The following is a 26222-nucleotide window of genomic DNA, read 5'->3' as shown; positions in this document are numbered from 1 at the left end:
TTGGCGAAAATACCTCGGGAGGGGTCCGGGGAGGGCAGCGCCCGCCCCGGCCTGTCGGCGGCCCAGCCGCCGACCCGCATGTTTCACCCTGTCGGCGGCGCAGCCGCCGACCCGCTTGTCTCACCCTATCGGCGGCGCAGCCGCCACCCCTCAGGCCTTACTCCGCCGGAACAATCCGCGCGGCCCGGGCCCGTCCGATATGCTCTTCCAGCACCAGCCAGGCGCCAGAGCCCACAACCAGCATGACACCCAGCACCGTCGCCGCCGTCGGCACTTCTCCGAAGCCGACAAATCCGATGACCACCATCCAGACGAACTGCAGGTTCATCAGCGGCGTGGCGACATAGGCCGGCAGCAGGCGCAGCGCCTCGGCCACGACGTAGCGTGCTCCGAACAGCGCGCCGGCATAGGCCGCGACCCAGATGAAATCGTTCAGACCCATCGGCTGCCAGACGAAAGGCAGCGCCACCGCCATGGACACCATCAGGGCAAGGTTCGGCCAGAACACCTGCGCCAGCGGCGCGCGTTCGACCTTGGCGATCACCCGTGCGGCCAGCATGGAGCCGGTGCCGGAGACGGCGGCCAGCAGCGCCCAGGCATGGCCCGCCTGCATCCCGGACACGCCGCCCGGCATCAGGAACAGCACGCCGCAGGCACCGACGCTCAGCGCCGCCCAGGCCAGCGGACGCGGCGTCTCGCCCAGGATCGGGCCGGACAGCACCGCCGCGATCAGCGGGATCAGACCGATGAACAGGAAGACGTCGGCAAAGGGCAGATGACGGAACGCCATGAAGAACGCGACCGAGGCGACCACCGTCAGAACCGCGCGGATCAGCATCGCCGCGCGCGACCGCACGCGCAGCCCCGCGACGACACCCTGTCCGCCGATGCGCGCGCCCCCGACCGAAAAGGCCACCACCAGGAACGACGACAGCACGAAAAGTTGCGGCGCGGCGTAGGACCCGGCGATGAACTTGGTGATCCCGTCGGCCGCCGCCATCATGCCGGTGTAGACCACCACCAGCAGCGCCCCCACACCGGCGCCACCCAGCGCCATCCACATCTTCGACATCCGGTTCATGCGGCACCTGCCCGGGCGAAGCCCGCAAAGTAGTCGGGAAAAAGCGCGCAGCTTTCGCTGGCCACGGTCAGGACCTCAAGCGTGGTTTCCGACAGCGCCGGCAGGATCATGGTGCGCATCCGCTCCCAGTCACCGCTCCGCCGCTCCATGCCCAGCATGGCCTGGCTGATCTCGCGCAGCGCGGTCGACCGGCGCCCGTTCTTGGAATAGGTCATCCGCTCGGTCTCCAGCGGCTTGCGGAACACCGGCGCGCCGATCACCGCCTGATGCCAGTTGCAGACCAGGAATTCGTGGTAATCGTCGTTCAGCGGCAGCCCCTCGCCGTGGTCGACGGTGTAGGCGGCGGTTTCCTCTTCCAGCCAGGCGCTCCAGGCGATCGGAGGTTCCTGACCGGCATAGACCAGCGCGATGCAGACCTCGGCAAGCAGGTCGGCGTTCTGGTCCAGAAAGGCGGTCAGCCCGGCAAAATGCAGACTGATCAGGGCGTCGTCACCGAGCCGGGGATCCCGGCGGCCGTATTCGGACAGATAGTAGACGATATGCGTCAGCTCGTAGGCCGCCTTCTTGTTCGGCAGCGCAAAGGTGGCGGTCCGTCCGCAGAAGGCGCGCAGCCTGTCGTCAAGCCCTGCGTCCCGCACCGGATCGACCCCGCGGCGCATCATCAGGCGCCGGGCCTCGGCCCTCTGGAGGTCGGACAATTCTGCCTCCGGGAGGCGCTCTGACGCGGCAAACTCAACCATGCGCTGACCAGAGTTCCCCGAAAAGCCGAGATCCTCAAGATCCAATGCAATTGAGAGTAGAAATCTGTAGTACTGTGGGAAGAATGTCAGCCTGTCTTCGGCCTGCGCATAGAACGCTTCGTGCACGCTCAGCGCCTCCGGTGCGACCGGCTGCCCGGTGCATTCGAGGATATTCAGCAGTTCGGCGTTTTCCTTCAGCCAGAACACGTCGTCACCGGTACGGCGATGATCGGCGAAGGAGCCCAGAAGCGCGGTGATCCGCGCTTCCAGAGGCGCAATCCGGGACGGGACGGTCAGTTGGATGACATTTGGCATTTGGTCTTCTCCTCTGTCATTGGCAGAGCGTCACGCCCCGCCCGGGTTCGCAGGTTGTCAGTCGCGGTCAGGCTCAGGCCTTGACCGACCAGCTGGTGAAGGCCTCGACCGCATCGCCGGCTTCGCGTTCGCCCGCCGCCGGACCGGACCACGAGGTGAACGCTTCGACATTGTCGCCGGAGATCTTGTCGCCTGCCGCCGGACCGGACCACGAGGTGAACGCCTCGACACTGTCGCCGGAGATCTTGTCGCCCGCCGCCGGACCGGACCACGAGGTGAACGCTTCGACATTGTCGCCGGAGATCTTGTCGCCTGCCGCCGGACCGGACCACGAGGTGAACGCCTCGACACTGTCGCCGGAGATCTTGTCGCCCGCCGCCGGGCCGGACCACGAGGTGAACGCTTCGACATTGTCGCCGGAGATCTTGTCGCCTGCCGCCGGACCGGACCACGAGGTGAACGCCTCGACACTGTCGCCGGAAATCTTGTCGCCTGCCGCCGGACCGGACCAGGAGGTGAACGCCTCGACATTGCCGCCCTGGGCTGCGGAACCGGTCACCGGGCCGGACCAGGAGGTGAACATCTCGACAGCGGACCCGTCACGCAGGTCGCCGCGGGTCGGGCCGGACCAGGACGTGAACATTTCAACCGAATCACCGGCGATTGCGCTTGTTTCGCTGCCGGAAACGATTTCTTCAGAGAGATTGGTTTTGATGAGTGCGGACATTGTCGTTCTCCGTTGAGGAAGTGCGTTGTTGACCCCCTAACGCTGCCCGCAAAAAGCGTTTGCAAGAAAGTTAATTCCTGTTAAGGTTGTTTAATCAATTATTTTTCCACAGGGACCGGTGGATACATCTGTCTCTGAATGCGAAACAATAGGACTTATCCCCAGACCGATAAAACTTGTGGAAAAGTGGAATCGAAGCCACGCAACACAACTTTGCAGGGTTGCAAAGTCTGGAAAGGCGATTCGAGTCACTGAAAATTTCGGTTGAGCGGCGGAGTTTCGCTCAACCTAAAGGCGATCAAACGCCTCGGGATTCGACACAAAAAATGCAAAAAATGACGTTGCCTGACGTCACTTAGCACTGTTTGGCGTCACCCCCTGTCCAACATGCCAAACCCCCGCGCTTGACCTCCGACACGATCCACGATCCACCTGAACCAAAATCGGGGGATCGAATGAAAATCGCGACGTTCAACATCAACGGCATCAAGGCGCGGATCGGCGCCCTTTCCGATTGGCTCCAGTCTGCAAACCCCGACGTTGTCCTGGCGCAGGAAATCAAGTCGGTGGACGAGAATTTCCCCAGGGAGCATTTCGAGGATATGGGTTACGCCGTCGAGACCCACGGACAGAAAGGCTTCAACGGTGTTGCCATCCTGTCGAAACTGCCGCTCGAAGACGTCTCGCGCGGCCTGCCCGGCGACCCGGACGACGAACAGGCCCGCTGGATCGAGGCGACGGTGATGGGCGACACCACCGCCGTGCGCCTCTGCGGTCTCTACCTGCCCAACGGCAACCCCGCCCCCGGCCCGAAATACGACTACAAGCTCGCCTGGATGGAGCGCCTCCACACCCGCGCCGAACAGCTCCTCGCCTCCGAGATGCCCGCGGTCATGGCCGGCGACTACAACGTCATCCCGCAGGCCGAGGACGCCGCGAAACCCGACGCCTGGACCGACGACGCATTGTTCCTCCCCCAGACCCGGCAGGCCTTCCGCCGGATCGTCAACCTCGGGTTCACCGAAGCCTTCCGCGCCCGCACGCAAGGTCCGGGCCATTACTCCTTCTGGGACTACCAGGCCAATTCCTGGCAACGGAACAACGGCATCCGCATCGACCACCTGCTGCTGACACCGCAGGCCGCCGACCTCCTCAACGACTGCTGGATCGAAAAGGACGTCCGCGCCGCCGAAAAGCCCTCCGACCACGTCCCCGTCTGGTGCGACCTCGCCGCCTGAGCGCCGCCGCCCCCCTCTTCACCTGGACGAAAATACCTCGGAGAGCACGAGAGGCAGCGCCTCTCGTCGGCCGCAGGCCGCACCGCACGCCCTTGCACAGCCCCACCGGGCGGTCTAGATTCCTGACAAAAGCCCCCGGAAACAGCCGGACCACCAGAGACACGAGAGCGGAGCCCCATATGCCAATCCATGCCCAGGACCTCGAGGACCTTCTGCGCCAATCCTTCCCGGACGCCAAGATCGTCGTCGAAGGGGACGACGGCGTGCACATGTCCGCGATGGTCGTCGACGAAAGTTTCAGGGGCATGAACCGCGTCCAGCAACAACGCGCCGTCTACGCCGCGCTCAAGGGCAAGATGGACGGCCCGTCCGGCGAACTGCACGCCCTCGCCCTGACCACCCGGGCCCCCGACTGACCCGACCCGGCCCCGTCCCTGCCGGGCCATGCACCCCCGGCGCGCCCGCCCGGCGCGCGCCCCCCGACAACGGAGACAGACATGACCGAAACGACCGACGCAAAGACCCGTATCGCGGACACCGTGAATGCACACGACGTGGTGCTCTACATGAAGGGGACCAAGGCGATGCCGCAGTGTGGCTTCTCCTCCCGCGTGGCCGGGGTGCTGAACTACATGGGCGTGGACTTCGAAGACGTGAACGTCCTCGCCGACGACGCCATCCGCCAGGGCATCAAGGACTACTCGGACTGGCCGACCATCCCGCAACTCTACGTGAAGGGCGAATTCGTCGGCGGCTGCGACATCATCACCGAGATGACGCTGTCCGGCGAACTCGACGGCCTCTTCGAACAGAACGGCATCTCCTTCAACAAGGACGCCGCCGACAAGATCCGCGAAGCCAACGCCTGAACCGCCGGGCACCGGCGCGGGCCAGAGGCCCTGACAGCGCCTGAGGCATGTGCGAGACATCACGGGGCGGCCGCCAACCAGGCCGCCCCACTTCATTTCGGACAACACATTTTTCAAACAGGACTTTCAGCATGGGCACCATGACTGTCGCCGCATTCCTCGTCATCGCCGCCCTGGCAGGCTCCGGGATCGTCTTCGCGGCCTTCCGCAACAACCGTAAATGGCGGGCCGACCTTCGGGAACTCGCCTCCCGCGAAGGCTGGCGGATCGAGGAGACCGCCGCCTCCGGCCAAGACGGCATGCGGATCGACATCTCCGATCCGGCGAGGGGCTGGACCCTCACGCTCTACAGCCTCGGCCATTCCACGTCCGGCGGCAGGTCGGGCACCACCCGCTGGACCCGGTTCACCGCGCCGGATCTCGCGCTCGGCGACGGTCTGGCCGTACTTGGACCCGACATGCCCGACGGCGCCCGCATCCGGTTGGAAAGCGCGCTCGGCAGCACCGGCGGGATCGGCCACATGATCCTCACGAAACTCCTCGGCGCGCTGGGCCCGGACATGTCCCGCCTGCAGGCCGTGCCGGACGAAGGCGCAGGCACCCTGCTGGCGACACCCGGTGCCGAAACCGCTCTCATGCCGATCCGCGATGCGCCGGATCTGGCCTCCGCCCGCCGGGGCCGCAACCCCGCGCAACAGCCCGTGGCGATCCGCGACGGCCAGGGCTTTGCCCTGCGCCACAGCGGACTCATGCGCAAACCGGACGACCTGCGCGCCTTCGTGGCCCTCGGGCACAGCCTCGCGGAACGTCTCAGGGCCGCCGCCTGAGGCGCGGCATCCCGTAGGGTGGGCGTTCCGGCGCAGCCGGGTTGGCCACCTGCCCTGACCGACGCGCCGACCGCGACCCGGAAAGACCGCGCCCCTGCGCCTTCAGGCGCTCGGATTCTCCCCTGCCTTCAGGCGCCCGGTTCTCGTCTGCCGTCAGGCGCCCGGCATCTCGCCTGCCGACAGGCGCCCGGCATCTCGTCTGCCGTCAGGCGCCCAGCTTCTCGTCCGCCGTCTCGGCCAGCGATTCCGCCCGCGCCGCGAGTTCCGCCAGCGCATCGGTCACGTCCGAGGGGATCACCGCCACCTCGACCTTCTCCGGCGCCGGTGCGGGCTTCGCCTTCAGCTCGGCGATCTCCGCCTTCATCGCGCCCAACTGCTCCTCGGCATCGCGCAGCTTCTCTTCCAGCCCCGCGGTCTTGTCGGCCAGCATCAGCCCGGCCATCAGCAGCATCCGCGTCTCTGGGATACGGCCGATCTGCTGCACCAGCACCTGCGCCTCCGCGTCCAGAAGCGACGCGGCGGACAGCAGGAACTGCTGTTCGCCCTCCTGGCAGGCGACCTCGAAGGTGCGTCCGCCGATCCCGATCTCCACTTCGATCTGGCTCATGAGTTGGCCTCCTGTCCGTCAGGTCCTGCGGCGTCGAGCAGCGGCGTCAGGGTCGCGATCAGCGCCTCCGTTTCTGCCGCGTCCACCGCGCGCGCGGCGCGCAGCCCGTCAAGCTCCACCTGCATCGCCTCGTTGATAAGCGACGCATCGCCCACGCCCTGCGCGTTGGCGGCCCTGAGCGCGGCGTTGCTTTCCGACAGCGCGGCGTTGGCCGCACGCAGCCGTTGCACCTCCGCGTCCAGCCCCTCGATCATCTCCGCCGGGACACCGCCCGCCTCGCCCGCGCCACCGGCCCCGGCTTCCGCCTCGGCCAGCCGCGCCTTCAGGTGGCGCATCCGTTCCTCAAGCTGGGCATTGGCGACCTTCTCGTCCTCCAGCGCCTCGCGCAGGGCCGTCAGTTCGGCCTCGATCTCGCCCCGGTCGGCGCCGTCGTCCGCTGCCGCTTCGGCCGGACCGTCACCCGCGCCCGCCGCGGCAACCGCCGCTTCCGCCTCGGCGCGCACGGCGGCGATGACCGCGTCACGTTCCTCCGCCGCCTTTTCAAGCGCCTGCGACACTGCCAGTTCCTGCTCGGCCGCAGCCTCGCCCCGCAGGGTGGCCAGCGCCGAGGCGTGTTCTTCCGCCAGTTCCAGCCGTGCCGCCTCGATGGCGGCCGCGCGCTCGGTCTCCGTCGCCTCCGCCGCTGCGGCAGCCCGGGTTTCGGCCTCCGCCAGCGCGGTCTCGGCCTCCGTCAGCCTGGCCGTCAGCGCCTCCAGCTCCGCGCCGTCCGGCCCGGCTGTGTGGGCTTCCAGCCGCTGGCCAATGCGATCCAGCGCACGCGACAGGCGCGTCTGCAACTCGTCGATCTGGGTCATCTGCCCTCTCGCCCCCGTATTCTCGCCCGTATGCCGGGCCGTCCCGTCTTTCGGGTCTTGTGCCGGCACGACCGCAACGCGAATCGCCCCTGGACCCTTTCGTGAAACTCTAGCAAGCGAAAAGGGAAAATGCGCCCCCCTGTTTACCAGCGCCTTCCCAAGCACTTGGACGGCGGTTTTCATCCGCGTTTCCGCGCCCCGCAGGTCCGCGACCTTGCCATTTGCCCAGCGACTGCTATTCAGCGCGAAACGCTGCAACGCAAGGAACCTCACGGTGGACATTTCAGAGCTTCGCAACGCCAATCCCGACCACTGGATGCGCGCAACCGCGATCCGCGCGCTGGCCCTCGACGGTGTGGCCCAGGCCAATTCCGGCCACTCCGGCATGCCGATCGGCATGGCCGACGTCGCCACCGTCCTGTTCGGCAATCACCTGAAGTTCGACGCCGCCAACCCCGAGTGGCCCGACCGCGACCGTTTCATCCTGTCTGCCGGCCACGGCTCCATGCTGATCTACTCGCTGCTCTACCTCTGCGGCGATCCGGAGGTCACGCTCGACCAGCTCAAGAACTTCCGCCAGTGGGGCTCCAAGACCGCCGGCCACCCGGAGAACTTCCTGCTGAAGGCGGTCGAGACCACCACCGGCCCGCTCGGCCAGGGCATCGCCAACTCCGTCGGTTTCGCCATGGCCGAAGAGATGCTGCGCGCCCGCTTCGGCAAGAAGCTCGTCGACCATAACACCTACGTCATCGCCGGTGACGGCTGCCTGATGGAGGGCGTCAGCCAGGAGGCGATCACCCTCGCCGGCCGCTACGCGCTCTCGAAGCTGGTCGTCTTCTGGGACAACAACGACATCACCATCGACGGCAAGGTCTCGCTCTCGGACCGCACCGACCAGGTGGCACGCTTCAAATCCGCCGGCTGGCACGTGCAGGAGATCGACGGCCACGACCCGGCAGCCATCGACGCCGCGATCACTGCCGCCAAGGCCTCCGACCAGCCCTCGATGATCGCCTGCAAGACGCACATCGCCCTCGGCCATGCCGCGCAGGACACCTCCAAGGGCCACGGCGCGCTGACCAACGCCGACCAGAACATCGCCGCCAAGGAAGCCTGGGACTGGCACACCGGCCCGTTCGAAGTGCCTGCCGAAGTGAAATCCTGGTGGGAATCCACCGGGTCCCGCGGCGCCGCCGACCGGACCGAATGGGAAGCGCGCCTCGCCGACGCCTCCGACGCGCGTCAGAAGGAATTCGCCCGCGTGATCGCCGGCGACGCGCCGAAGAAACTCTCCGCCACCATCAAGGCGCTGAAAAAGCAGATCTCCGAAACCCAGCCCAAGGTCGCGACCCGCAAGGCGTCCGAAATGGCGCTTGAGGTCATCAACCCGATCATGCCGGAAACCGTCGGCGGCTCGGCAGACCTGACCGGCTCCAACAATACGCTGACCGGCGATCTCGGCACCTTCGACATCGACAACCGCAAGGGCCGTTACGTCTACTGGGGCATCCGCGAACACGGCATGTCCTCGGCGATGAACGGCATCGGTCTGCACGGCGGCCTGCGTCCCTACGGCGGCACCTTCATGGCCTTCACCGACTACGCCCGGCCGGCCATGCGCCTCGCCGCGCTGATGAAGACGCCGACCGTGTTCGTGATGACCCACGACTCCATCGGCCTCGGCGAAGACGGCCCGACCCACCAGCCGGTCGAGCATCTGGCCATTTCCCGCGCCACGCCGAACACGCTGGTCTTCCGCCCCGCCGACGCGGTGGAAACCGCCGAAGCCTGGGAAATCGCGCTGTCCCAGAAGGCGTCGCCCTCCGTGCTGTCGCTGACCCGCCAGAACCTGCCGACCGTCCGGACCGAGCACAAGACCGCCAACCTGTCGGAAAAAGGCGCCTACGTGCTGGCCGACGCCGAAGGCAAGCGTCAGGTCATCCTGATGGCGACCGGCTCCGAGGTGGAAATCGCGCTGAAAGCCCGCGAGGCGCTTCAGGCCGAGGGCATCGGCACCCGCGTCGTCTCCATGCCCTGCTGGGAACTGTTCGAGGCACAGGACGAAGCCTACCGCCGCAAGGTCCTGCCCGCAGGCCCGGTGCGCGTCGCGGTCGAGGCCGCCGTGGGCTTCGGCTGGGACAAGTGGCTGTTCTCCGAGCGCGGCAAGCGTGACAAGGGCGCCTTTGTCGGCATGACCAGCTTCGGCGCCTCCGCCCCCTACGAGACGCTCTACGAGAAGTTCGGCATCACCGCCGAGGCCGTGGCCGAAGCCGCCAAGGGCCTTCTCTGACACCCTGGCCATCGTGCCGGCAGACCGAACCGAAAGGCCCCCGCCATACCCGGCGGGGGCCTTTTCACATGCGCACGGCCACCGTCGCGGATGCCCACCCTTGCCCTCCGGCCCGTCGGGTTGCATGTGTCGTCCCCGACAAGACCCGACCAAGACCCGACACCACGGGATCACAGCCCCGGAGATGACCATGCCCGAACAGACACCACCCACGCTGCACATGATCTGCGGCAAGATCGCCTCCGGCAAATCGACGCTGACCGCCAGCCTCGGGCGCGAAGCAGGCACCGTCGTCATCGCAGAAGACGACTGGCTGAATGCCCTGTTCGGGGATGAGATGACCTCGGTCGCCGATTACGTCCGCTGCACGGCGAAACTCCACAAGATCATGGCGCCGCACGTGGCTGCGGTGTTGCAGGCGGGCGTGTCGGTCGTTCTGGATTTTCAGGCGAACACCGTCAAGGGGCGCAACTGGATGCGCGGCATCTTCGAACAGGCGGGCGCCTCGCACGTGCTCCATGTCCTCGATGTCCCCGACGAGGTCTGTCTGGAACGTCTGCACGCGCGCAACGCGCAGGGCGACCATCCCTTCACGGTCTCGGATGAGCAGTTCCGCCAGATTTCGAACCACTTCGTACCGCCCTCTCCGAACGAGGGTTTCAATATCGTCCTGCACCGTTGAGGTCCGAAGGCCGCCTCCGTCATCGAGACGAGGGAGCATTCCAACCGACGTGTCTTGGCCGCACGATCGGACGTCCGATCCGCCTTGCCCGCGGTCACGACACGGCACGACAGACAGGGCGTCCGCCAAAGCGTTAACCTTAACAAAGCGTTGAATTCGCAAGTGTTAACAACCGACCGGTTGGAGGGGTCAAACCGGCCGGTTCACCCCTTTCAAAACCGTTAATCCGGCACGGAAAGCGGGTTAACCATTTTCCGGTCTATGCAACGGGCACGTCCGCGCCCCCATATCCTGTATGCGAGCGGTGCATTAACCAACGTACGACCGTTAACAAACGGCCCGATCCTGTTAATTCACAGACCTTTAAGAACTGCGCGCGCCGCTCTTAACCCTGGCTCCTCGCCGTCGCGACCAAGCCGCTCCATGGTCAGATCCATCGCCCGAAGTTGCCTTTCCGGCGAATCCAGCACGTCGAGCACGGCTTGGGAAATCGCCTCTGGCTTGCAATTTTTCCCAATGAATTCAGGTATATCTCGTGTCTCGCTGACAAGGTTCACCAGCGTCACGGTATCCACAAGCAGCATCCGCCCGATGACCTGACGGCTGAGCCAGGACATGTCATAGGCGATCACCATGGGCGTCGCATTGGCCGCCAGCTCCAGCGACACCGTGCCAGAGGCCGCAAGCGCCACGTCCGCCGCCCGGAATGCCGCCAGCTTATCTCCATTTTTTCCTTCCGGATCAATGACTTCCACCGGAACCTTCCATCCGGAGACGGCTTCTTTCACCGGCCCCACCACCTGCCGACCGGCAGGCAGCACGAAACGCAGGCCCGGTCGGGCGATACGCTCCACGACCTCTTGAAAAACAGGCAACAATCGCGCTACCTCGGACCGCCGCGACCCCGGCAGCACCAGCACCATCTTGTCGCAGCTGTCCCCCTTCCACGCCGTCGCCTCCTCCGCCGTGGCAACAGGCTCCATGACCACCGGGTGCCCGACAAAATCACAAGCGATTCCAACGGCTTCCATGTACGGCGGTTCGAACGGCAGCAGCGCCAGCACCTGGTCGACGACGCCGACCATCTTCTTCGCTCGGCCCGGTCGCCACGCCCAGACAGTCGGCGCGACATAGTGCACAACCCTTTGATCCGGCGCAGCTTTTTTCACCAGCCGGTTCACGCGCAGCGAAAATTCCGGCAGGTCGATGGTCACCAGCACGTCGGGGCGCCAGTCCAGGACCGCCTCGGCGGTTTCCCGAATGCGCGCCTTCAAGTGCCTGTATTCCTTGAGAATCTCCGAGATCCCCATGATCGAGATCTCGTCCATCGGGAACAGGCTCTTCAGCCCTTCGGCCTCCATCAGCGGCCCGCCGATGCCGCGAAACTCCACTTCGGGGCACAACTGCTTGAAACCCCTCATGAAAGCGGCGCCCAGCTTGTCGCCCGAAGCCTCACCGGCAGTGACGAACACCCGCATCACGCGCCCCTTTCCCGAACCCAGAGAAACAGCCCCGTCTCCGCGATCAAAGTCCGCACTAAGGGCTGCTCCAGCACCATGACCCCCTGCGCCTCGATCACGATACCCGCCAGCCCCGCCGCGGCGGCGCGCCGCAGCGTCTCCGGCCCGATCACCGGCAAGTCGGCCCGCCGGTCCTGCCCAGGCTTGGGCGCCTTGTACAGCACGCCACCCTCGGCATCGCCCAGCTTCGCCAACATGGCATCCGTCCCCTCAACCCCTTCACGTTGCAGGACATTTCCATCGCGCAGGACGCAGGCCTGGCCCAAGTCTTCTGCCGCCTGACGGTCGCTCACGGTGTCGCCCAGCCGGGCCAATTCGACGACGCCCGCCGGAACATCGCCCCACGCGCCGACAGGCGGCAACAACGCCGGCGCTGCCTCATGCGCGGCCACGACGCGAAAACCCGACTCCTCGAAGAGTGCGATGAAGATCCGCAATGCGCCGTCATCCCCCCGCCGCAGCGCCCGCAAGACGCGCGGCACCAAGGGCCATGTCCACAGGTCCACCCGCGCCAGCGACACAGGCGGTCGGGTCACCGATCCGCAAAGGCAGACCTCCGTCACGCCCTGCCGCCGTAGCCAGCGCAGCAAGGTCCCCAAGGTCTCCAGTCGAAAGGTCCGGTCCACCGGCAGGTCTGGCGGGCAGTGCTCCAGCGCGCAGACAACAACCGTCCCGCCGTGCGCCGCGGCAACGGCCCCGGGCAAAGCGCCTGTCCCGGCGATCAGCGCCAGCACGGCCTCACCCCGGGGTCAGGAACGACCGGTCGCTGTCGCCCAGGATAAACGCAACGATTTCCTTGACATACTGGCTTGACGTCTCATCCCCGAGCCGCCGCGCCCGGTCCTGAAAGGCGCCCTCGCCCTGTGCCAGCATCTGGAACGCGGCGCGCAAAGCGGTGATGTCGTCGCGCTTCACGCCCCGGCGTTTCAGCCCCACAAGGTTCAGACCGTCCAGCTTGCCTCTGGGCGCCTGGACGAGGCCGTAGGGGATCACGTCGTTGGTCACCATGGTTACCGCGCCGATGATGGCTCCGCGCCCGATGCGCACCCATTGGTGCACACCCGACAGACCACCGATGATGACGTCGTCCTCGATGATGCAGTGTCCTGCGAGCGCCGCGTTGTTGACGATGATGACCCTGTCGCCCACCTGCGCGTCATGTGCAACGTGGCAGCCTGCCATGAACAACCCGTCGTCCCCGACCCGTGTCACGCCGCCCCCGCCTTCGGTGCCGGTGTTCATCGTGACATGTTCACGGATGCGGTTGCGCTTGCCGATCACCAGCCGCGTCTTCTCGCCCTTGAACTTCAGATCCTGCGGGATTTCACCGATCGCCGCAAAAGAGAAGACCACCGTTTCTTCGCCGATCTCCGTGGCGCCGGTCACGACCACATGGCTCTTCAGCTCGACCCGGTCATGCAGGACCACTTCGGGCCCGATGTGGCAAAACGGGCCGATGACGACGCCGTCGCCGATGCGCGCGCCCTCTTCGACAACGGCTGAGGGGTGGATGGAGGCGCTCACGACGGCAGATCCATCATCGCCGTGAACTCCGCTTCGGCCGCCATCTCGCCATCGACCTCAGCCACACCGCCGAACTTCCAGACCTTTCCGCCGGGCTTGCCGCGCAACGTCGTCAGGTTCATCCGGAGCTGATCTCCGGGCACCACCTTCCGGCGGAACTTGCACTTGTCGATGGACATGAAATAGACCTTCATCTCCTTGTCGGCCATCTCCAGCGTCGTGCCCACCATGACAGCCGCCGTCTGTGCCATGGCCTCCACGATGGTCACACCGGGCATGATCGGCATACCGGGAAAGTGGCCCTGAAAATGCGGTTCGTTCATCGTCACGTTCTTGATGCCCGTGGCGCTTTGCGTGCCGTCGATGTCGACCACGCGATCCACCAGCAGGAACGGGTAGCGGTGGGGAATGATGCGCTGGATAAGCTGGATATCTGCGGATTTCAGGTCGCTCATCTGGTCTGGCCTTCACGTTGATCTCGTGACCGCGTCCCTAGCAAGCCGTGCACCTCTGGGCAAGCTCGGGCCTGGGACGCAGGTCAGGGTTGGGTGGGCGCGACAAGCGCATCCGGTGTGACATCGTCCTGCGGCGCGACGTCCTGGGCAGGCTCAGCAGGGCCCCGTGCGGGGTCCGGGTCAACCTGGGCATCAATCCGCTCAATCGCCCGGTCGGTGATGTCCACGGCATCCACGGCCACGAGCACCGACCGCCGTTCGAGGATAACGGCCGCCCCGGTTTCGCGCATCAGCCTTTCGAGCACGGGACGTGCGGCCTGAAGAAACTCGATCCGGCTTTCCTCGCCGCGCGACCCCAACGCCTCAGCCTTGGCGTCCTGCTCGGCGCGGAGACGCTGGACCTTCTGGTCGAAAGCATCGGCAAGGGCGCGGAACTGGTCCGGCGGCATGTCGGCGCGCTGATCCGTGAGACGCTGTTCCTCGGCGGACAGCTCTGCTTCGATCCGGCGGTTTTCTGCGACGATGGCATTGCCCTCGCGCTCCACCTCTTCGTTCAATCGCCGACCGAACGCGCTCTCGGCGAAGGCGCGTTCGAAGTCGATCACCAGCACCGGGCTTTGCACCCCGTCTTGCGCCCGGCTCTCGAACGCGACCCCGACGCAGAGCGTCAGGACCAGCAGCCATTGAACCAGCCGGAACACGGGATCAGAATTTGGTCGAGATGGTCAGGTTGAAGTTCTTCTCCTCATCGTACTTCGATTTCTGAAGCGGTTCGGAGAAGTCGAGCCTGAGCGGACCGAGTGCGGAGTCCCAGAAGATCGAAAAGCCGACCACGTGCCGGGCATCGAAGTCCGCCGACACGATGCTGCCACCGGCGACGTTGCTGGTTTCGCTGTTCACGCCCCAGACAGAGCCGATATCGTAGAACAGGCCACCGGAGATGCCGTATTCCTCGGGCAGACCGACGGGGAACTCCGCTTCGAACTTGGCCACGGCGTAGAAGTTGCCGCCCAGTGCGTCGCTGTTGCCACGCCCGTCCACTTCACGAGGACCGATGCCGCCGTACTCGAACCCGCGCATCAGGTTCGGGCTGAGAAGGAACCGGTCGGTGACCCGGCTTTCGCCCTTGGAATAGTGGAGCGCGCCGCCTTCGATTGTGGCCCTCAGGGTGACTTCCTCAGACAGGACCTTGGTTTGGGCAATCGCCTTCACGCCGGTCTTGATGAAGGTGGTATCGCCGCCGACACCGCCAAAGTCCTGGCTGAATTCAAACAGGTACGTGTTCTTCGGGTCGAGCCCGGCACGCCGGGTGTCCCAGCTGTAGGTATATCCCAGCGAGCTGTCGATGCGTTCGCCTTCTTGGGACTCCGCGTCGATCACGCCCCCCGCAATCGCGCCGGAGCTGCTGACGTCCGTCAGTTTGGCGGTGTAGCGCAGCGACAAACGGCCGTTGTCGGAGACCGGGAAGGACAGCGACGGCTGGAAGATGCCCGACGTCGTGTCATAGTCGCCGCCCAGTTTGTTGGTCTGGGCGTAATTCAGGTTGAGCCCGAAGGCGAGATCCTGACCGAACACCGCCGGTTCGATGAAGTTGAAGCCATAGCTCTTGGACGCCGACGCGGTGTTGATGGTGAAGCCCAGCGTCTGGCCCCGTCCGAGGAAGTTACGCTCCGAGAAGGAGATCGCCGCGCCGAAGCCGTTGGTGGACGAATAGTTCGCACCGAAGGAGAGCGAGCCGGTTGGCTGTTCCTCGACGTCGACGTCGATGATGACCTGCTGCGGAGTCGACCCTTCACGGGCATCCACGTCCACGTTCGAAAAGAAGCCGAGTGCCCGGATGCGTTCCGCGCTTTCACGAATGGCGCGCGGGTTGAACGGATCGCCCTCGACAGTGTCGAACTGGCGGCGCACGACCCGGTCCATCGTGGTGGTGTTGCCTTCGATGTCGATACGCTCGACGAAGATGCGATCGCCCCGGACGAGGTTGAAGCTCACGTCCAGCGTCAGGTCCCGGTCGTTGCGGCTGATCTGAGGATCGACGCGTACGAAGTTCAGGCCCTCACGGATCGCAAGACGCTCCAGCCGGGCGATCTCGTTCTCGACGCGCATCGGCGAATAGACCACGCCCGAGCGCAGCTTCACCGCGCGCTGGAACAGTTCGGTGTCGACGTCCGGCAGATCCGAATTCACGGTGACGGCCCCGACCCTGAACTGCTGACCTTCCTCGACATTGAATGTCACGAAGAAGCCGTCACGCTCGCGCGCCAGTTCAGCGTTGGTGCCAGTGATGCGGAAGTCGACGTAGCCGCGCGCCATGTAGAAGTCGCGCAGGAGCTGCTGGTCGAACTGAACGCGGTCCTCGATGAAGGTGTCCTTCCGGATGAGGGCGCGCAGCAGGCCGGCCTGCTTTGTTTCGACCACGCGGCGGAGACGACGGTCGGAATAGACCTGGTTGCCGACAAAGCCGATGCGCTCGACCTCGGACACGCCACCTTCGAAAATCTCGAACACGAGATCGACGCGGTTCTCGTTGCGGCGGATCACCTTGGGCGACACGCGGGCGGCGATCCGCCCCTGCACCACGTAAGCCTCGGAAATCGCCTGCGCATCCTGCTCGGCCACGCGGGGGTTGAAGACCCGGCGCGCTTGGCTCTGGATGATGGGTGCGAGATCCTCGTCCTTGATCCGCCGGTTGCCTTCGAAGGCGATACGGTTGACCGTCGGGAACTCGACCACGCGGATCACGAGGGTGTTGCCCTGCGGTATCAGATCGACACTTTCGAAAAGGCCGGAGCCGAGGATGCGTTGGTAGGCATCGTTAAGCTGGCCCGCGGAAACCTGCTGGCCCCGTGCAATCCCGGCATAGGACAGGATGGTCCCTGCCTCCACACGCTGGTTGCCCTGAATGTCAACGCTGCTGAAGGCATAGTTCTGTGCGTAGGCGGCCTGCGGAATGACCGCGACCGTCCCGGCGCCAGCTCCGAGTGCCATAGACAGGCAAACGGCTTGAACAACCTCGCTCAGGCGTTGAATTTTCTTATCATTTTGCGCGCCTTGCGCGGAAATGACCTTTGCCATTCTCGCAATCCACTTCGACATCCCACGGATTGTCACTAGCTGGATTGCCCTGGCTTGTCAAAACCATGACGCGGATTTCCTGAAGGTGTCGCCAGCACGCCGCGACGGGCATGCCTAGGCGACCCGCTCAGTACATGAAGGTCCCGAGGTACGCGCCGAAAAAGAGAGCTGTGATGATCGTGAAGATGTACAGTAATCTGTCGAAGTTGATGCTGACGAGCAGGCTCATGCTGCGGTAGCCGTGCTGGATGTGCTGCATGGAATCGGTCCTTGGGTCGATCATGGGGGATCGGATACGTTTACCCAGCCTTATACCCCTAGAATCGGGCGGGATTTGGGCGGCCGCTGAAAATTCTATTGCCGCTCCGTAAACAGAAAGATCCCCGAGGCGGGGATCTTTCGCTTTCAGTTTACGGAGCGACGTCTGCGATCAGGGACAGAACAAGTCGTTTGTCAGACCGAAGACCATGAGCCCCAGTACCAGCGTCAGGCCTATGGACATCAGCACCTTCAGGGCCTTGTCACTCGGCGGACGGCCGGAGACCGCCTCGTAGGCGTAGAACACCAGGTGTCCGCCATCCAGCACCGGGATCGGAAAGAGGTTCAGCAGGCCGATGGCGGTCGACAGGACTGCAATCAACCAGATGAAGTTCGTGGTTCCCTGGCTTGCCATGTCGCCCGCCGTCTCGGCGATGCCGATGGGGCCAGAGAGGTTGCACGTGCTGATCGCGCCGGTCGCCATGTGCCAAAGGCCGGAAACGGACCCGCGCATGATTTCCCAGACCTGGGCGACGCTGCCGACGACCGCGGTGCCGAAGCCGGGGGTCTCGGTGGCGGGTTCAAAGGCCACCCCTCCAACGATGCCGATGCGGTAATAGGTCTTGAAACCGCCCTCTGCCTGCGGTTCGTCCACGCGCTTGGGCGTCAGGTCGAGGTCCAGCGTCTCTCCGTTTCGCCAGACAGTCAGGGCGAGGGTCGCGCCGTCGGACCCTTCGACCTTTTCCTTCAACTGATCGAAGGCAAAAATGTCTTCGCCGTCAACGGCGATGATGACATCGCCCGGCTCCATCCCTGCGTCGCCTGCGGCCGACCGCGGGGCGATCTGTGTGGCCAGCGGCGGATATACGTACGGGCCGGTCACGTCGATGTCGCGTCCGTCGCGTTTCACCGTGTAATCCAGCGTCGGCTCGTGCGGGAGCGCCTTCATGAAGGCCTCATAAGCCAGCGCCTCGTCCGATCCCGGAGGCGCTTGCCCCTCGATCGCAACCAGAACGTCACCCTCCATCAGCTCCTGCTGAACCGGCAGCGAACGCAGCTCGCCCACGGTCAAGGGTTGGGTGATCTCGCCCCGGAAAAGAAAGATACACGTGAAGATCAGGATCGACAGGGCGAAGTTGAAGAACGGCCCAGCTGCCACCGTGGCCGCCCTTGCCCACAAGGGTGCGCCTATCATGGTCGACCGCTTTTCCGCGTCGTCCAGACCCTCCATCGCCCCCTCTTCGGCGATGGCGCCGGAGGCATTGCCGTCGCCCCGAAACTTCACGTAACCGCCGAAGGGGATCGCGGCCAACTGCCACTTCGTCCCGTCGCGGTCCGTCCGGGACCAAATCACCGGGCCGAAACCGAGACTGAACACCTCCGGGAAGATCCCGGACTTTTTGCCGACGATGTAGTGGCCGTATTCATGGATCGCGATGATGACCGACAGGGCCACGATGAAGAACAGGGCCGTCCAGAGGAAACCGCCGAAAGTCGAGGTCAGTGTGGTCAGGTCCAAAATGCGCCCCTTCTAGGTACTGCTGTCAATTATGTCACCCGCCGCTACCCGTGCGACATGGTCGGCCTCGACCACCATATCAAGGTCAAACTCGTCATCAATAAGGCCCGGCTGGGACGAAACCCGGGTGAGCACGTCCTCCACAACGCCCGCCATGCGCGTGAACTTTATGCGTCCGTCAATGAAGGCGTCGAGCGCCACCTCCTTTGCGGCGTTGAAAACGGCGCCTGAAAGCCCGCCCGCATCCATGACCTCGCGCGCCAGTCGCAGCGCGGGCCAGCGGACCTCACAGGCGGGGCGGAAGGTCAGCTGACCAAGCTTCACAAGATCGAGACGTTCGACCGGAAGCGTCCGCCGTTCGGGCCAGTGCAGGGCGAAACCGATGGCATGGCGCATGTCGGGGGGACCCACGTGGGCCATCAGCGCACCGTCGTTGAAACCCACCATCGCGTGGATCATGCTTTCGGGATGCACCACGGTCTCGATCATGGCCGGGTCGAGGCCGAAGAACTCCCGCGTCTCGATAAGTTCGAGCGCCTTGTTGAACATCGAGGCGCTGTCGATGGTGATCCGTTGCCCCATTGCCCAGTTGGGATGGGTCGCGGCCTGCTCGGGTGTGGCCTCGTCCAGCCGGTCCAGCGGCCAGTCGCGGAAGGCGCCACCCGAGGCCGTGATGATGACCCGCTCGACCGCGGCGATGTCTTCGCCGATGAGGGCCTGGAACACCGCCGAATGCTCGGAATCGACCGGCAGCAGCCGCCCGCCGTGGGCCGCCGCCTCGCGCAGCATCAGGCGCCCGGCACAGACCATGCTTTCCTTGTTGGCCAGCGCCAGCGTGGCCCCCTGCCTCAGCGCGCGCAGCCCCGGCTCCAGCCCGGCGGCGCCCACGATGGCGGACATCACCCAGTCAGCCGGGCGGTCCGCAGCCTCCAGCAGCGCATTGCGCCCTGCCCCGGCCTCGACCCCGGAACCGGCCAAGGCAGCCCGTAGATCGGGCAGCAGCGCCTCGTCGGCGACCACAGCGACCTCGGCCCCGAGGCGCACAGCGTCGGCAGCCAACTGCGCGACATTGCGACCGCCGGTCAAAGCCACCACCCGATAGGTCGCGGGATCGCGACCGATCAGGTCAAGCGTATTCTGTCCGATGGACCCCGTGGCCCCGAACACGGATACACGCCGCATGAAACCTCCTCCGCCTGCCCGGTCAGCCAATGCCGGGCGGGAATGCCACCAACTGGTCGGCGAACACAAGGAAGACCGCAGCCCCCAGCATCCCGTCGAACCGGTCCAGCAGACCGCCGTGCCCCGGGATCAGCGAGGAGGAATCCTTCACCCCCGCTTTCCGCTTCAGCGCGCTTTCCGCGATGTCACCGATCTGGCTGGCCATACTGAGTGCGATGGAAATCCCCATCAAGCCGATCCCCGCCCCGGCGAACCAGGCAAAGAAGGCGCCCACGGCGGCGGCGGCGATCCAGCCCGCAACGGTCCCGGACCATGTCTTCTTCGGCGACACCTTCGGCCAGAACTTCGGCCCACCTATGGCACGGCCCGCAAAATAGCCGAAGACGTCCGTGACCACGACCACGGTGATCAGCCAGAGCATCCAGACCAGGCCCAGATCGTCCCGAAGGTCCATCATGCCGTAGCCGGCGAACAGGATCAGCGTCGTGAAAACGGCGTAGCGGGTGCCCCCCTGTTCCATCCGAGTAAAGCCCAGCATCGCGGGCGCCATCAACAGCGGAAGGGCAAAGGACGGGGGTATCATGTTGGCGGCCAGCGCCACGAAGAAGGTGGCCGCCCCAAGAACGTATTGCGATTTCGTCCGACCGGTATCCAGAAGGCAGACCAGTTCCCAGACCATCACCCCGGATGCCACCGCAATCAGCATGTGGAACACCCAGCCACCGGCCCAGACCCCGATCACCCCGACGGCGATCATCACGACGGCCGAAGCCAGCCGCACTTTCAGGTCGTCCCAGCGGTGTGCACTCATGCCTTCACGGCCCCATACCTCCGGTCGCGCCGACCGTAGGCGCCGCACAGGCGCGCGAACTCCTCGGGCGTGAAGTCGGGCCACAGCGTGTCGACGAATTCATATTCCGCGTAGGCCGACTGCCAGAGCAGAAAATTGGAGATCCGCGCCTCTCCGCTGGTGCGGATCACGAGGTCCGGGTCCGGCAGCACACGGGTGTCGAGGTAACGCGGCAGGGTCTCCTCCGTCACGTCGTCGGAACGCAGTTTCCCGGCAGCCACGTCCTGCGCCAGCCGCTTGACGGCGCGCGCAACCTCGTCCCTGCCGCCGTAGTTCAGAGCGATGGTCAGGTTGGTGCCGGTACAGTGGCCTGTGATGGCCTCCGCTTCGTCCATCAGGCCGCGCAGCTTTGCGTCCAGCCGCGGCCGGTCGCCAATGAATCTGACACGGACGTTTTCCTTCACGAAGGCCTGCATCTCTTTCATGATGTAGCGGCGGAAAAGGCTCATGAGCCCGGCCACCTCGACCTGCGTGCGGCGCCAGTTCTCCGTCGAGAAGGCAAAGATCGTCAGGTAGTCGACCCCCGCGGCCGGACAGGCCTCAACAATCTCGCGCACCCGTCGGGCGCCGGCATGGTGACCGAACAGCCGCGGTCTGCCACGCATGGTCGCCCAACGGCCGTTGCCGTCCATGATGATCGCCACGTGTCGCGGACCATGGGACTGGCTTTCGTCACGGCTCATTCGAGGCTCCTTCTCCGGCATCGGCCACGTCTGCGGGTTTCATAGCCGATCCCCCCGCCCTTGCCAAAGAGATAGTCGTGCAGGTTTTCGGCAGGAACCGCTCGCGTTGCGTGTCAGTATCGCCCGCCCCTCGTGCCGCCGGTTTCAAAGGCATTTCAAATACGTGAAAGACCAATGTACCGCGTCCCGCCGGATTCCGGTGCGATGTTCGGGTGAAATGAAAAGGGGCGGTCACCCGCCCCTGAAATCCCCGGTCGCCGCACAGCGATCAGACCTGCATGATCTCTTCCTGCTTGGTCTCAAGCGCGGCGTCGACCTTCTTGATATAGCTGTCGGTCAGATCCTGCACTTCGCTTTCCCAAAGCTTGGCATCGTCCTCGGACATGTCGTCCTTGTGCTTCTTGATCTGGTCCATACCGTCGCGGCGGATGTTGCGGATCGAGACGCGGGCGTGTTCGGCGTATTGACCGGCCACCTTGCTCAGTTCGCGGCGGCGTTCCTCGTTCAGTTCCGGGATCGGCAGCATGATGATGGTGCCGTTGAGCTGCGGGTTGATCCCAAGCCCCGACTCGCGGATCGCCTTTTCGACCTTGCCGACCAGCGACTTGTCCCAGACGTTGATGGTGACCATGCGCGGCTCCGGCACGTTCACGGTGCCAACCTGGTTGATCGGGGTCATCGCGCCGTAGGCATCGACCATGATCGGCTCAAGCATCGAACCGGACGCACGCCCGGTGCGGAGCGAGGCGAATTCCGTCCTCAGAGAGCCCATGGCCCCCTCCATGCGCCGGGTGAGATCATCGGTGTCGAGTTCGAATTCGTCGGACATGCGCGTCTTGCCTCGCTTCGCTGAGCCTTTGTCGGTGCGCAGGCTTATTACGTCGCCGCGCTCAGATCAATCGCTGTTGCCCGGTCCGCTTGCCTGAAACCGGCCTCAGGGGCGTCCACACATTTCCTTAAGACCCTGCATGCAAGACATGTCTGAGCGCCATCATCCGCCCCGCACCGACCGAATCCACGCAGGAAACGCCCTGCCGTCCCCCCGACCCGAACCACACTTTTGCGAACCGCCATGCATGTCTGCCTGATCCTCTTCCCGCACTTTCCCATTCTGGGTTTCGTCCTGATCCGCGAAGTGCTGGACATGGCCAACCGGATCGCGGGGCAGCCGCTCTTTTCCTGCCGCATCCGGACGGTGACCGGACAGACCGTTGCTGCCTCCGACGGGACAAACATAGCGGCGGAAGCGCAGGACTGGGAAGGTGCGCAGGGCTTCGACCTTGTCGTGCTCTGTGCGGGGCCGCACCCGCTGGATCACCTGCCCATGGGCTTGCGCGGTTTCCTCGCGCGGGCAGAGGCCGCGGGCGCGACACTGGCCGGACTGGACCAGGGCGCGCTGATCCTCGCCCGTTTGGGACTGCTCGACGGGCGGGAGGCGGTGCTGCCGCCCGATCCCGACCGGACCTACCCGGAGGTCGCCCAGTCGGAACGGCGTCACACGTTCGACCGACAGCGTCTGACCTCTACCGGTGGCCTTGCCACGGCCGAGGCGATGCTGGACTGGATTGCCCGCAGCCACGGACCGGCCCTGGCCGCACGCACGGGCGAGGCGCTGGCGCACGGCCGGGTCGCACAGGCAAGCCGGTCCCTGGCACTGGCCGCCCGTGCGGGTCATGGCGATCCGCTGATGACACGCATGACGGCGCTGATGGCGGCGCATCTTGATGCGCCCTTGCCTCTTCCGCAAATCGCCGACGAACTGGACATGAGACTGAAACGCCTGCGCCTGCGGTGCCGCAAGGCTCTGCACAGAACCCCGGCAGAAGTCTACCTCGACCTGCGCCTGAGGCGCGCGGCACAGCTTGTCGAAGAGACCACCCTGTCCGTGGCAGAGATCGCGGCGGCCACCGGTTTTGCCTCTCCGTCCGCCTTCACACGGAGCTACGGGAAACACTTCGGCAAAGCGCCACGGGCACAAAGGACACTGCGGACGCAGCGCGAAAAAACCACGGACGCGACCGGCTGGGCGCGGGCAACAGAGGCCGCCCGCCCGTCAGGGCAGCGTCAACCGAATCATCAGGATCAGGGAATGACGCGCGTGTAGGTCCCTTCGCCTGCCATGATGCCTCGGAAGCCGCCCGGCTCGTTGAGGGAAAACACCAGAAGCGGCATCATGTTGTCCCGCGTCAGGGCGATGGCCGACGCATCCATCACCTTCAGATTGTTGCGCAGCACGTCGTCGTAGGTGATCTCGTCATAGCGCTTGGCATCCGGGTTGGTCTTCGGATCGCAGTCGTAGATGCCGTCGACGTTCTTGCCCATCAGGATCGCCTCGCAGGCCATCTCGTTCGCCCGCAACGCCGCGGCGGTGTCGGTGGTGAAATAGGGGTTGCCCGTCCCGGCGGCAAAGATACAGATCCGCTTCTTTTCCAGGTGCCGCACGGCGCGGCGGCGGATATAGGGCTCGGCGACCTCGTCCATCCGGATGGCCGAAATCACCCGGCAGTAGGCGCCCAGCCCTTCCAGCGCAGACTGCATGGCCAGCGCGTTCATCACCGTGGCCAGCATCCCCATGTAGTCCGCCGTGGTGCGCTCCATACCCTGCGCGGAACCGGCCAGCCCGCGGAAGATGTTGCCGCCACCGATCACCATGCAGATCTCGACGCCCATGTCGTGCACGGCCTTGATTTCGCGCGCGACGCGTTCGACGGTTGGCGGATGCAGGCCATAGCCCTGATCGCCCATCAGTGCCTCCCCCGAAATCTTTAGCATGACGCGTTTGTAGGTTGTGGCGGGCTTGCCGCTCTCGCTCTCGCTCATGTTGCGCTCCGTGTTTGCCGGGGGGTAATGTCGGGCACCTTCTGGCGGAAAAGACCGCCCTCCGCAATGCGGCAGCGCAGGAACAGGCGCGACGAGGACCCCGAACCGGATGCCCATGACCAAAAATATGGCCGAGCGCCTCGATGCTCTCGATCCGGTTGCACCGGTGCTGATCGCTGGGCCGACGGCCTCCGGCAAGTCGGCCCTGGCACTGGAGATCGCCGCGCGTCAGGGTGGCGTCATCGTAAACGCCGACGCCATACAGGTGTTTTCCGACTGGCGCGTGCTGACTGCACGACCTTCCGCGGGGGAAGAAGCCCGCGCGCCGCACCTGCTATATGGACATGTGCCCGGCACGCGCGCGTACTCCGTGGGCGATTGGTTGCGCGATCTCGCGCCCCTGCTGGACGGCGAAAGGCCGATAATCACCGGCGGTACGGGCCTCTATTTCACCGCCCTGACGGAAGGTCTGGCCGAGATACCCGATGTGCCTGCCGCCGTCCGGGCCGAGGCGGACCAGATCAGGACCACGCGCGGCCTTTCCGCGCTTGTCGAACAGCTCGACGCGCCCACCGCTGCCGCCATCGACCTGAGAAACCCCATGCGTGTCCAGCGTGCTTGGGAGGTCCTGCACACCACCGGGAAGGGAATCACCGCATGGCAGGCCGAAACTCCGCCCCCCCTTCTGGCGCGCGCCGAAGCGCAGCCCTTCCTTTTCGACGCGCCGAAAGAGTGGCTGACCCCGCGGATCGAGCGGCGCTTCCGGCAAATGCTTCGTGACGGAGCGCTGGACGAAGCGCGCGAGAATATGGGCACATGGTCGCCCGACCTGCCTTCTGCGAAGGCCATCGGTGCGGCCGAGCTGATCGCTCACCTGCGGGGGCAGATGACGCTCGACGCAGCGATCGAACGGGCGACGATCCTCACACGGCGATTTGCCAAGCGGCAGCGCACGTGGTTCAAATCGCGCATGTCCGATTGGCCACGTGTCACTCCGGAGGACCTGACCGCATGAACCGCCCCGGTTTCCTAAAAAACCCGATGCCGCCTGCGCCCGAACGAACACGCGGTCCGGTCCGGTGCGGATCGTTCATGCTGGAGCTTCAGGGCGCGCCGTGGCGTTACCAGCTTGCCCACGACCGCGAAGACAACACGCTGTTGTGGATCACCAAGGGCCAGGGCCGCGTGATGGTCGCGGGCGTGCTGCGCGGCGTGTCGATGCACCACGCACTATGGCTGCCCGCGGGCACGCTCTTTGCCATCGACTTGCCGCCCGGCACGCAGGCGCTTTTTGTACATGCCCCCACCGGCCTTGCCCCGAAGGAGCCGGACACGCCGATGCTGCTTCGGATCCGCGACAGCTTTGCCCAGGCCGAACTGACCGGCGAGATCGACGCCATGCACCGCGAACTGACGCAGAAACGTGCACTGATGCAGGACAGCCTCGAAGCGCGTGTGCGCCTGCTGGGCATATGGCTGCACCGCCAGATCGAAAAGGGTGCCGCCGAAACACCTGCGGACACCGCCGCACAACGTCTGGCACGCAGGTATGCGCAGGCACTGGTCCGCGACTACCGGACGGCACAACCCATGGCCGCCTACGCCGACGCGCTGGACGTGACGCCCACGCATCTCAGCCGCATCTGCCGCCAGTGCTGCGGCAAGACGGCGGCAGACCTTCTGACCGAACGCAAGCTGCACGCCGCACGTGTCGCTCTCGAAAGCCCGCGTCCACCGGTGCAGGATGTCGCGAAGGGACTGGGGTTTTCCTCGGCCGCCTACTTCACGCGTTTCATCCAGACACACACGGGCAAGTCCCCATCGCGCCTGCGCAGCGACGCCCGGAAGACACTGACGGCCCGGTCCTGATAGCAGGCCCGCCCTTTCCGACGTGCCTCGAACGCAACGCTTGCAGCGCCGCCAACGTCGCATTTGAATATTTCGCTGTTCGACACAGATACGCGGATACCGAGCGTTGACCGTTCAGTCGCGATGATGCGCTATGGTGTGGAAACAATGGGTGCACCGGACAGACCGGGACAGCACGAAGACGTCTGGGACGCCACCTCCAGCATCATGGCCAACACAACGAGTCACAGGGAG

Annotated in this window: 27 protein-coding genes; 9 read left to right on the top strand and 18 right to left on the bottom strand. The window is 65.2% G+C overall.

The features are described from left to right. Window positions 1–157: 157 nt before the first annotated feature. From ABFK29_RS10745 to ABFK29_RS10735, 3 genes are all read right to left on the bottom strand, one after another. Window positions 158–1081: a DMT family transporter gene (locus ABFK29_RS10745; protein ID WP_005857824.1), complete on the bottom strand. Its 924-nt coding sequence runs from the start codon at window positions 1079–1081 to the stop codon at window positions 158–160. Beyond that, window positions 1078–2136: a DUF6902 family protein gene (locus ABFK29_RS10740; RefSeq protein WP_005857822.1), complete on the bottom strand. Its 1059-nt coding sequence runs from the start codon at window positions 2134–2136 to the stop codon at window positions 1078–1080. The genes ABFK29_RS10745 and ABFK29_RS10740 overlap by 4 nt, the downstream gene beginning before the upstream one ends. A 73-nt stretch (window positions 2137–2209) precedes the next feature. Next, entirely contained in the window at window positions 2210–2863 is a 654-nt protein-coding gene (locus tag ABFK29_RS10735) for a DUF6749 family protein (RefSeq protein ID WP_005857820.1), read from the bottom strand. 455 nt (window positions 2864–3318) lie between these two features. Here ABFK29_RS10735 and xth point away from each other — a divergent pair, with 455 nt between their 5' ends. From xth to ABFK29_RS10715, 4 genes are all read left to right on the top strand, one after another. Further along, window positions 3319–4101 carry an exodeoxyribonuclease III gene (gene xth, locus ABFK29_RS10730; protein ID WP_005857818.1) on the top strand — a complete coding sequence of 261 codons (783 nt, stop codon included), beginning with the start codon at window positions 3319–3321 and terminating at the stop codon, window positions 4099–4101. A gap of 179 nt (window positions 4102–4280) precedes the next feature. Beyond that, window positions 4281–4517: a BolA/IbaG family iron-sulfur metabolism protein gene (locus ABFK29_RS10725; protein WP_005857816.1), complete on the top strand. Its 237-nt coding sequence runs from the start codon at window positions 4281–4283 to the stop codon at window positions 4515–4517. Between the two features lie 81 nt (window positions 4518–4598). Beyond that, window positions 4599–4970, top strand: a complete 372-nt coding sequence (grxD, locus tag ABFK29_RS10720; protein ID WP_005857814.1) for a Grx4 family monothiol glutaredoxin — start codon at window positions 4599–4601, stop codon at window positions 4968–4970. Between the two features lie 131 nt (window positions 4971–5101). Beyond that, the gene (locus ABFK29_RS10715) at window positions 5102–5797 is read left to right on the top strand and encodes a hypothetical protein (RefSeq protein WP_005857812.1); all 696 of its coding nucleotides are present in this window, start codon (window positions 5102–5104) and stop codon (window positions 5795–5797) included. 205 nt (window positions 5798–6002) lie between these two features. On the opposite strand, the gene ABFK29_RS10710 is transcribed toward ABFK29_RS10715, so the two are convergent. Together ABFK29_RS10710 and ABFK29_RS10705 are read right to left on the bottom strand one after the other, a co-directional pair. Beyond that, window positions 6003–6404 (bottom strand): cell division protein ZapA, encoded by a 402-nt coding sequence (locus tag ABFK29_RS10710; RefSeq protein WP_005857810.1) that lies wholly within the window; start codon window positions 6402–6404, stop codon window positions 6003–6005. Then, window positions 6401–7258 carry a hypothetical protein gene (locus ABFK29_RS10705; protein ID WP_005857808.1) on the bottom strand — a complete coding sequence of 286 codons (858 nt, stop codon included), beginning with the start codon at window positions 7256–7258 and terminating at the stop codon, window positions 6401–6403. The genes ABFK29_RS10710 and ABFK29_RS10705 overlap by 4 nt, the downstream gene beginning before the upstream one ends. A gap of 274 nt (window positions 7259–7532) precedes the next feature. Here ABFK29_RS10705 and tkt point away from each other — a divergent pair, with 274 nt between their 5' ends. Together tkt and ABFK29_RS10695 are read left to right on the top strand one after the other, a co-directional pair. Continuing rightward, window positions 7533–9548 carry a transketolase gene (tkt, locus tag ABFK29_RS10700; protein WP_040604373.1) on the top strand — a complete coding sequence of 672 codons (2016 nt, stop codon included), beginning with the start codon at window positions 7533–7535 and terminating at the stop codon, window positions 9546–9548. A 184-nt stretch (window positions 9549–9732) separates the two neighbouring features. Further along, complete coding sequence (locus ABFK29_RS10695; RefSeq protein ID WP_005857804.1) at window positions 9733–10230, top strand: AAA family ATPase; 498 nt, start codon at window positions 9733–9735, stop codon at window positions 10228–10230. A gap of 353 nt (window positions 10231–10583) precedes the next feature. Here the strand turns inward: ABFK29_RS10695 and lpxB are convergent, their stop codons facing one another. The 12 genes from lpxB to frr all read right to left on the bottom strand — a co-directional run bounded on the left by lpxB (window position 10584) and on the right by frr (window position 22128). Continuing rightward, window positions 10584–11708: a lipid-A-disaccharide synthase gene (gene lpxB / locus ABFK29_RS10690; protein WP_005857802.1), complete on the bottom strand. Its 1125-nt coding sequence runs from the start codon at window positions 11706–11708 to the stop codon at window positions 10584–10586. Next, window positions 11708–12484: an LpxI family protein gene (locus ABFK29_RS10685; protein WP_005857800.1), complete on the bottom strand. Its 777-nt coding sequence runs from the start codon at window positions 12482–12484 to the stop codon at window positions 11708–11710. The genes lpxB and ABFK29_RS10685 overlap by 1 nt, the downstream gene beginning before the upstream one ends. Window positions 12485–12488: 4 nt before the next feature. Beyond that, the gene (lpxA, locus tag ABFK29_RS10680) at window positions 12489–13274 is read right to left on the bottom strand and encodes an acyl-ACP--UDP-N-acetylglucosamine O-acyltransferase (RefSeq protein WP_005857798.1); all 786 of its coding nucleotides are present in this window, start codon (window positions 13272–13274) and stop codon (window positions 12489–12491) included. Continuing rightward, complete coding sequence (gene fabZ / locus ABFK29_RS10675) at window positions 13271–13729, bottom strand: 3-hydroxyacyl-ACP dehydratase FabZ (RefSeq protein ID WP_005857796.1); 459 nt, start codon at window positions 13727–13729, stop codon at window positions 13271–13273. The genes lpxA and fabZ overlap by 4 nt, the downstream gene beginning before the upstream one ends. 83 nt (window positions 13730–13812) lie before the next feature. Further along, a complete protein-coding gene (locus tag ABFK29_RS10670; protein ID WP_005857794.1) occupies window positions 13813–14430 on the bottom strand; it encodes an OmpH family outer membrane protein in 618 nt (205 codons plus the stop codon). A gap of 4 nt (window positions 14431–14434) precedes the next feature. After that, the gene (gene bamA, locus ABFK29_RS10665; protein ID WP_005857792.1) at window positions 14435–16720 is read right to left on the bottom strand and encodes an outer membrane protein assembly factor BamA; all 2286 of its coding nucleotides are present in this window, start codon (window positions 16718–16720) and stop codon (window positions 14435–14437) included. Between the two features lie 214 nt (window positions 16721–16934). Next, complete coding sequence (locus tag ABFK29_RS10660) at window positions 16935–17066, bottom strand: hypothetical protein (protein ID WP_269725278.1); 132 nt, start codon at window positions 17064–17066, stop codon at window positions 16935–16937. A 171-nt stretch (window positions 17067–17237) separates the two neighbouring features. Then, a complete protein-coding gene (gene rseP, locus ABFK29_RS10655; protein WP_005857788.1) occupies window positions 17238–18584 on the bottom strand; it encodes an RIP metalloprotease RseP in 1347 nt (448 codons plus the stop codon). Window positions 18585–18596: 12 nt separating this feature from the next. After that, window positions 18597–19766: a 1-deoxy-D-xylulose-5-phosphate reductoisomerase gene (dxr, locus tag ABFK29_RS10650; protein ID WP_005857786.1), complete on the bottom strand. Its 1170-nt coding sequence runs from the start codon at window positions 19764–19766 to the stop codon at window positions 18597–18599. A gap of 22 nt (window positions 19767–19788) precedes the next feature. Then, a complete protein-coding gene (locus ABFK29_RS10645; RefSeq protein ID WP_005857784.1) occupies window positions 19789–20577 on the bottom strand; it encodes a phosphatidate cytidylyltransferase in 789 nt (262 codons plus the stop codon). Further along, window positions 20574–21299, bottom strand: a complete 726-nt coding sequence (locus tag ABFK29_RS10640) for an isoprenyl transferase (RefSeq protein ID WP_005857782.1) — start codon at window positions 21297–21299, stop codon at window positions 20574–20576. Before ABFK29_RS10640 ends, ABFK29_RS10645 begins: the two co-directional genes overlap by 4 nt. Window positions 21300–21567: 268 nt before the next feature. Then, the gene (frr, locus tag ABFK29_RS10635) at window positions 21568–22128 is read right to left on the bottom strand and encodes a ribosome recycling factor (protein WP_005857780.1); all 561 of its coding nucleotides are present in this window, start codon (window positions 22126–22128) and stop codon (window positions 21568–21570) included. Window positions 22129–22371: 243 nt separating this feature from the next. Here frr and ABFK29_RS10630 point away from each other — a divergent pair, with 243 nt between their 5' ends. After that, window positions 22372–23403: a GlxA family transcriptional regulator gene (locus tag ABFK29_RS10630; protein WP_005857778.1), complete on the top strand. Its 1032-nt coding sequence runs from the start codon at window positions 22372–22374 to the stop codon at window positions 23401–23403. Here the strand turns inward: ABFK29_RS10630 and pyrH are convergent. Further along, entirely contained in the window at window positions 23382–24119 is a 738-nt protein-coding gene (pyrH, locus tag ABFK29_RS10625) for a UMP kinase (RefSeq protein ID WP_005857776.1), read from the bottom strand. The two genes, ABFK29_RS10630 and pyrH, sit on opposite strands and share 22 nt — an antisense overlap. 109 nt (window positions 24120–24228) lie before the next feature. Here pyrH and miaA point away from each other — a divergent pair, with 109 nt between their 5' ends. Continuing rightward, window positions 24229–25134, top strand: a complete 906-nt coding sequence (miaA, locus tag ABFK29_RS10620; RefSeq protein WP_005857774.1) for a tRNA (adenosine(37)-N6)-dimethylallyltransferase MiaA — start codon at window positions 24229–24231, stop codon at window positions 25132–25134. Between the two features lie 77 nt (window positions 25135–25211). After that, window positions 25212–25988 (top strand): helix-turn-helix domain-containing protein, encoded by a 777-nt coding sequence (locus ABFK29_RS10615; protein ID WP_005857772.1) that lies wholly within the window; start codon window positions 25212–25214, stop codon window positions 25986–25988. The last annotated feature ends 234 nt before the right edge of the window (window positions 25989–26222 follow it).

The sequence above is a fragment of the Sagittula stellata E-37 genome (assembly GCF_039724765.1).
GTDB lineage: Bacteria > Pseudomonadota > Alphaproteobacteria > Rhodobacterales > Rhodobacteraceae > Sagittula > Sagittula stellata.
The sequence above is the reverse complement of the archived record's forward strand: the minus strand, read 5'-3'. Positions and strand labels throughout refer to the sequence as shown.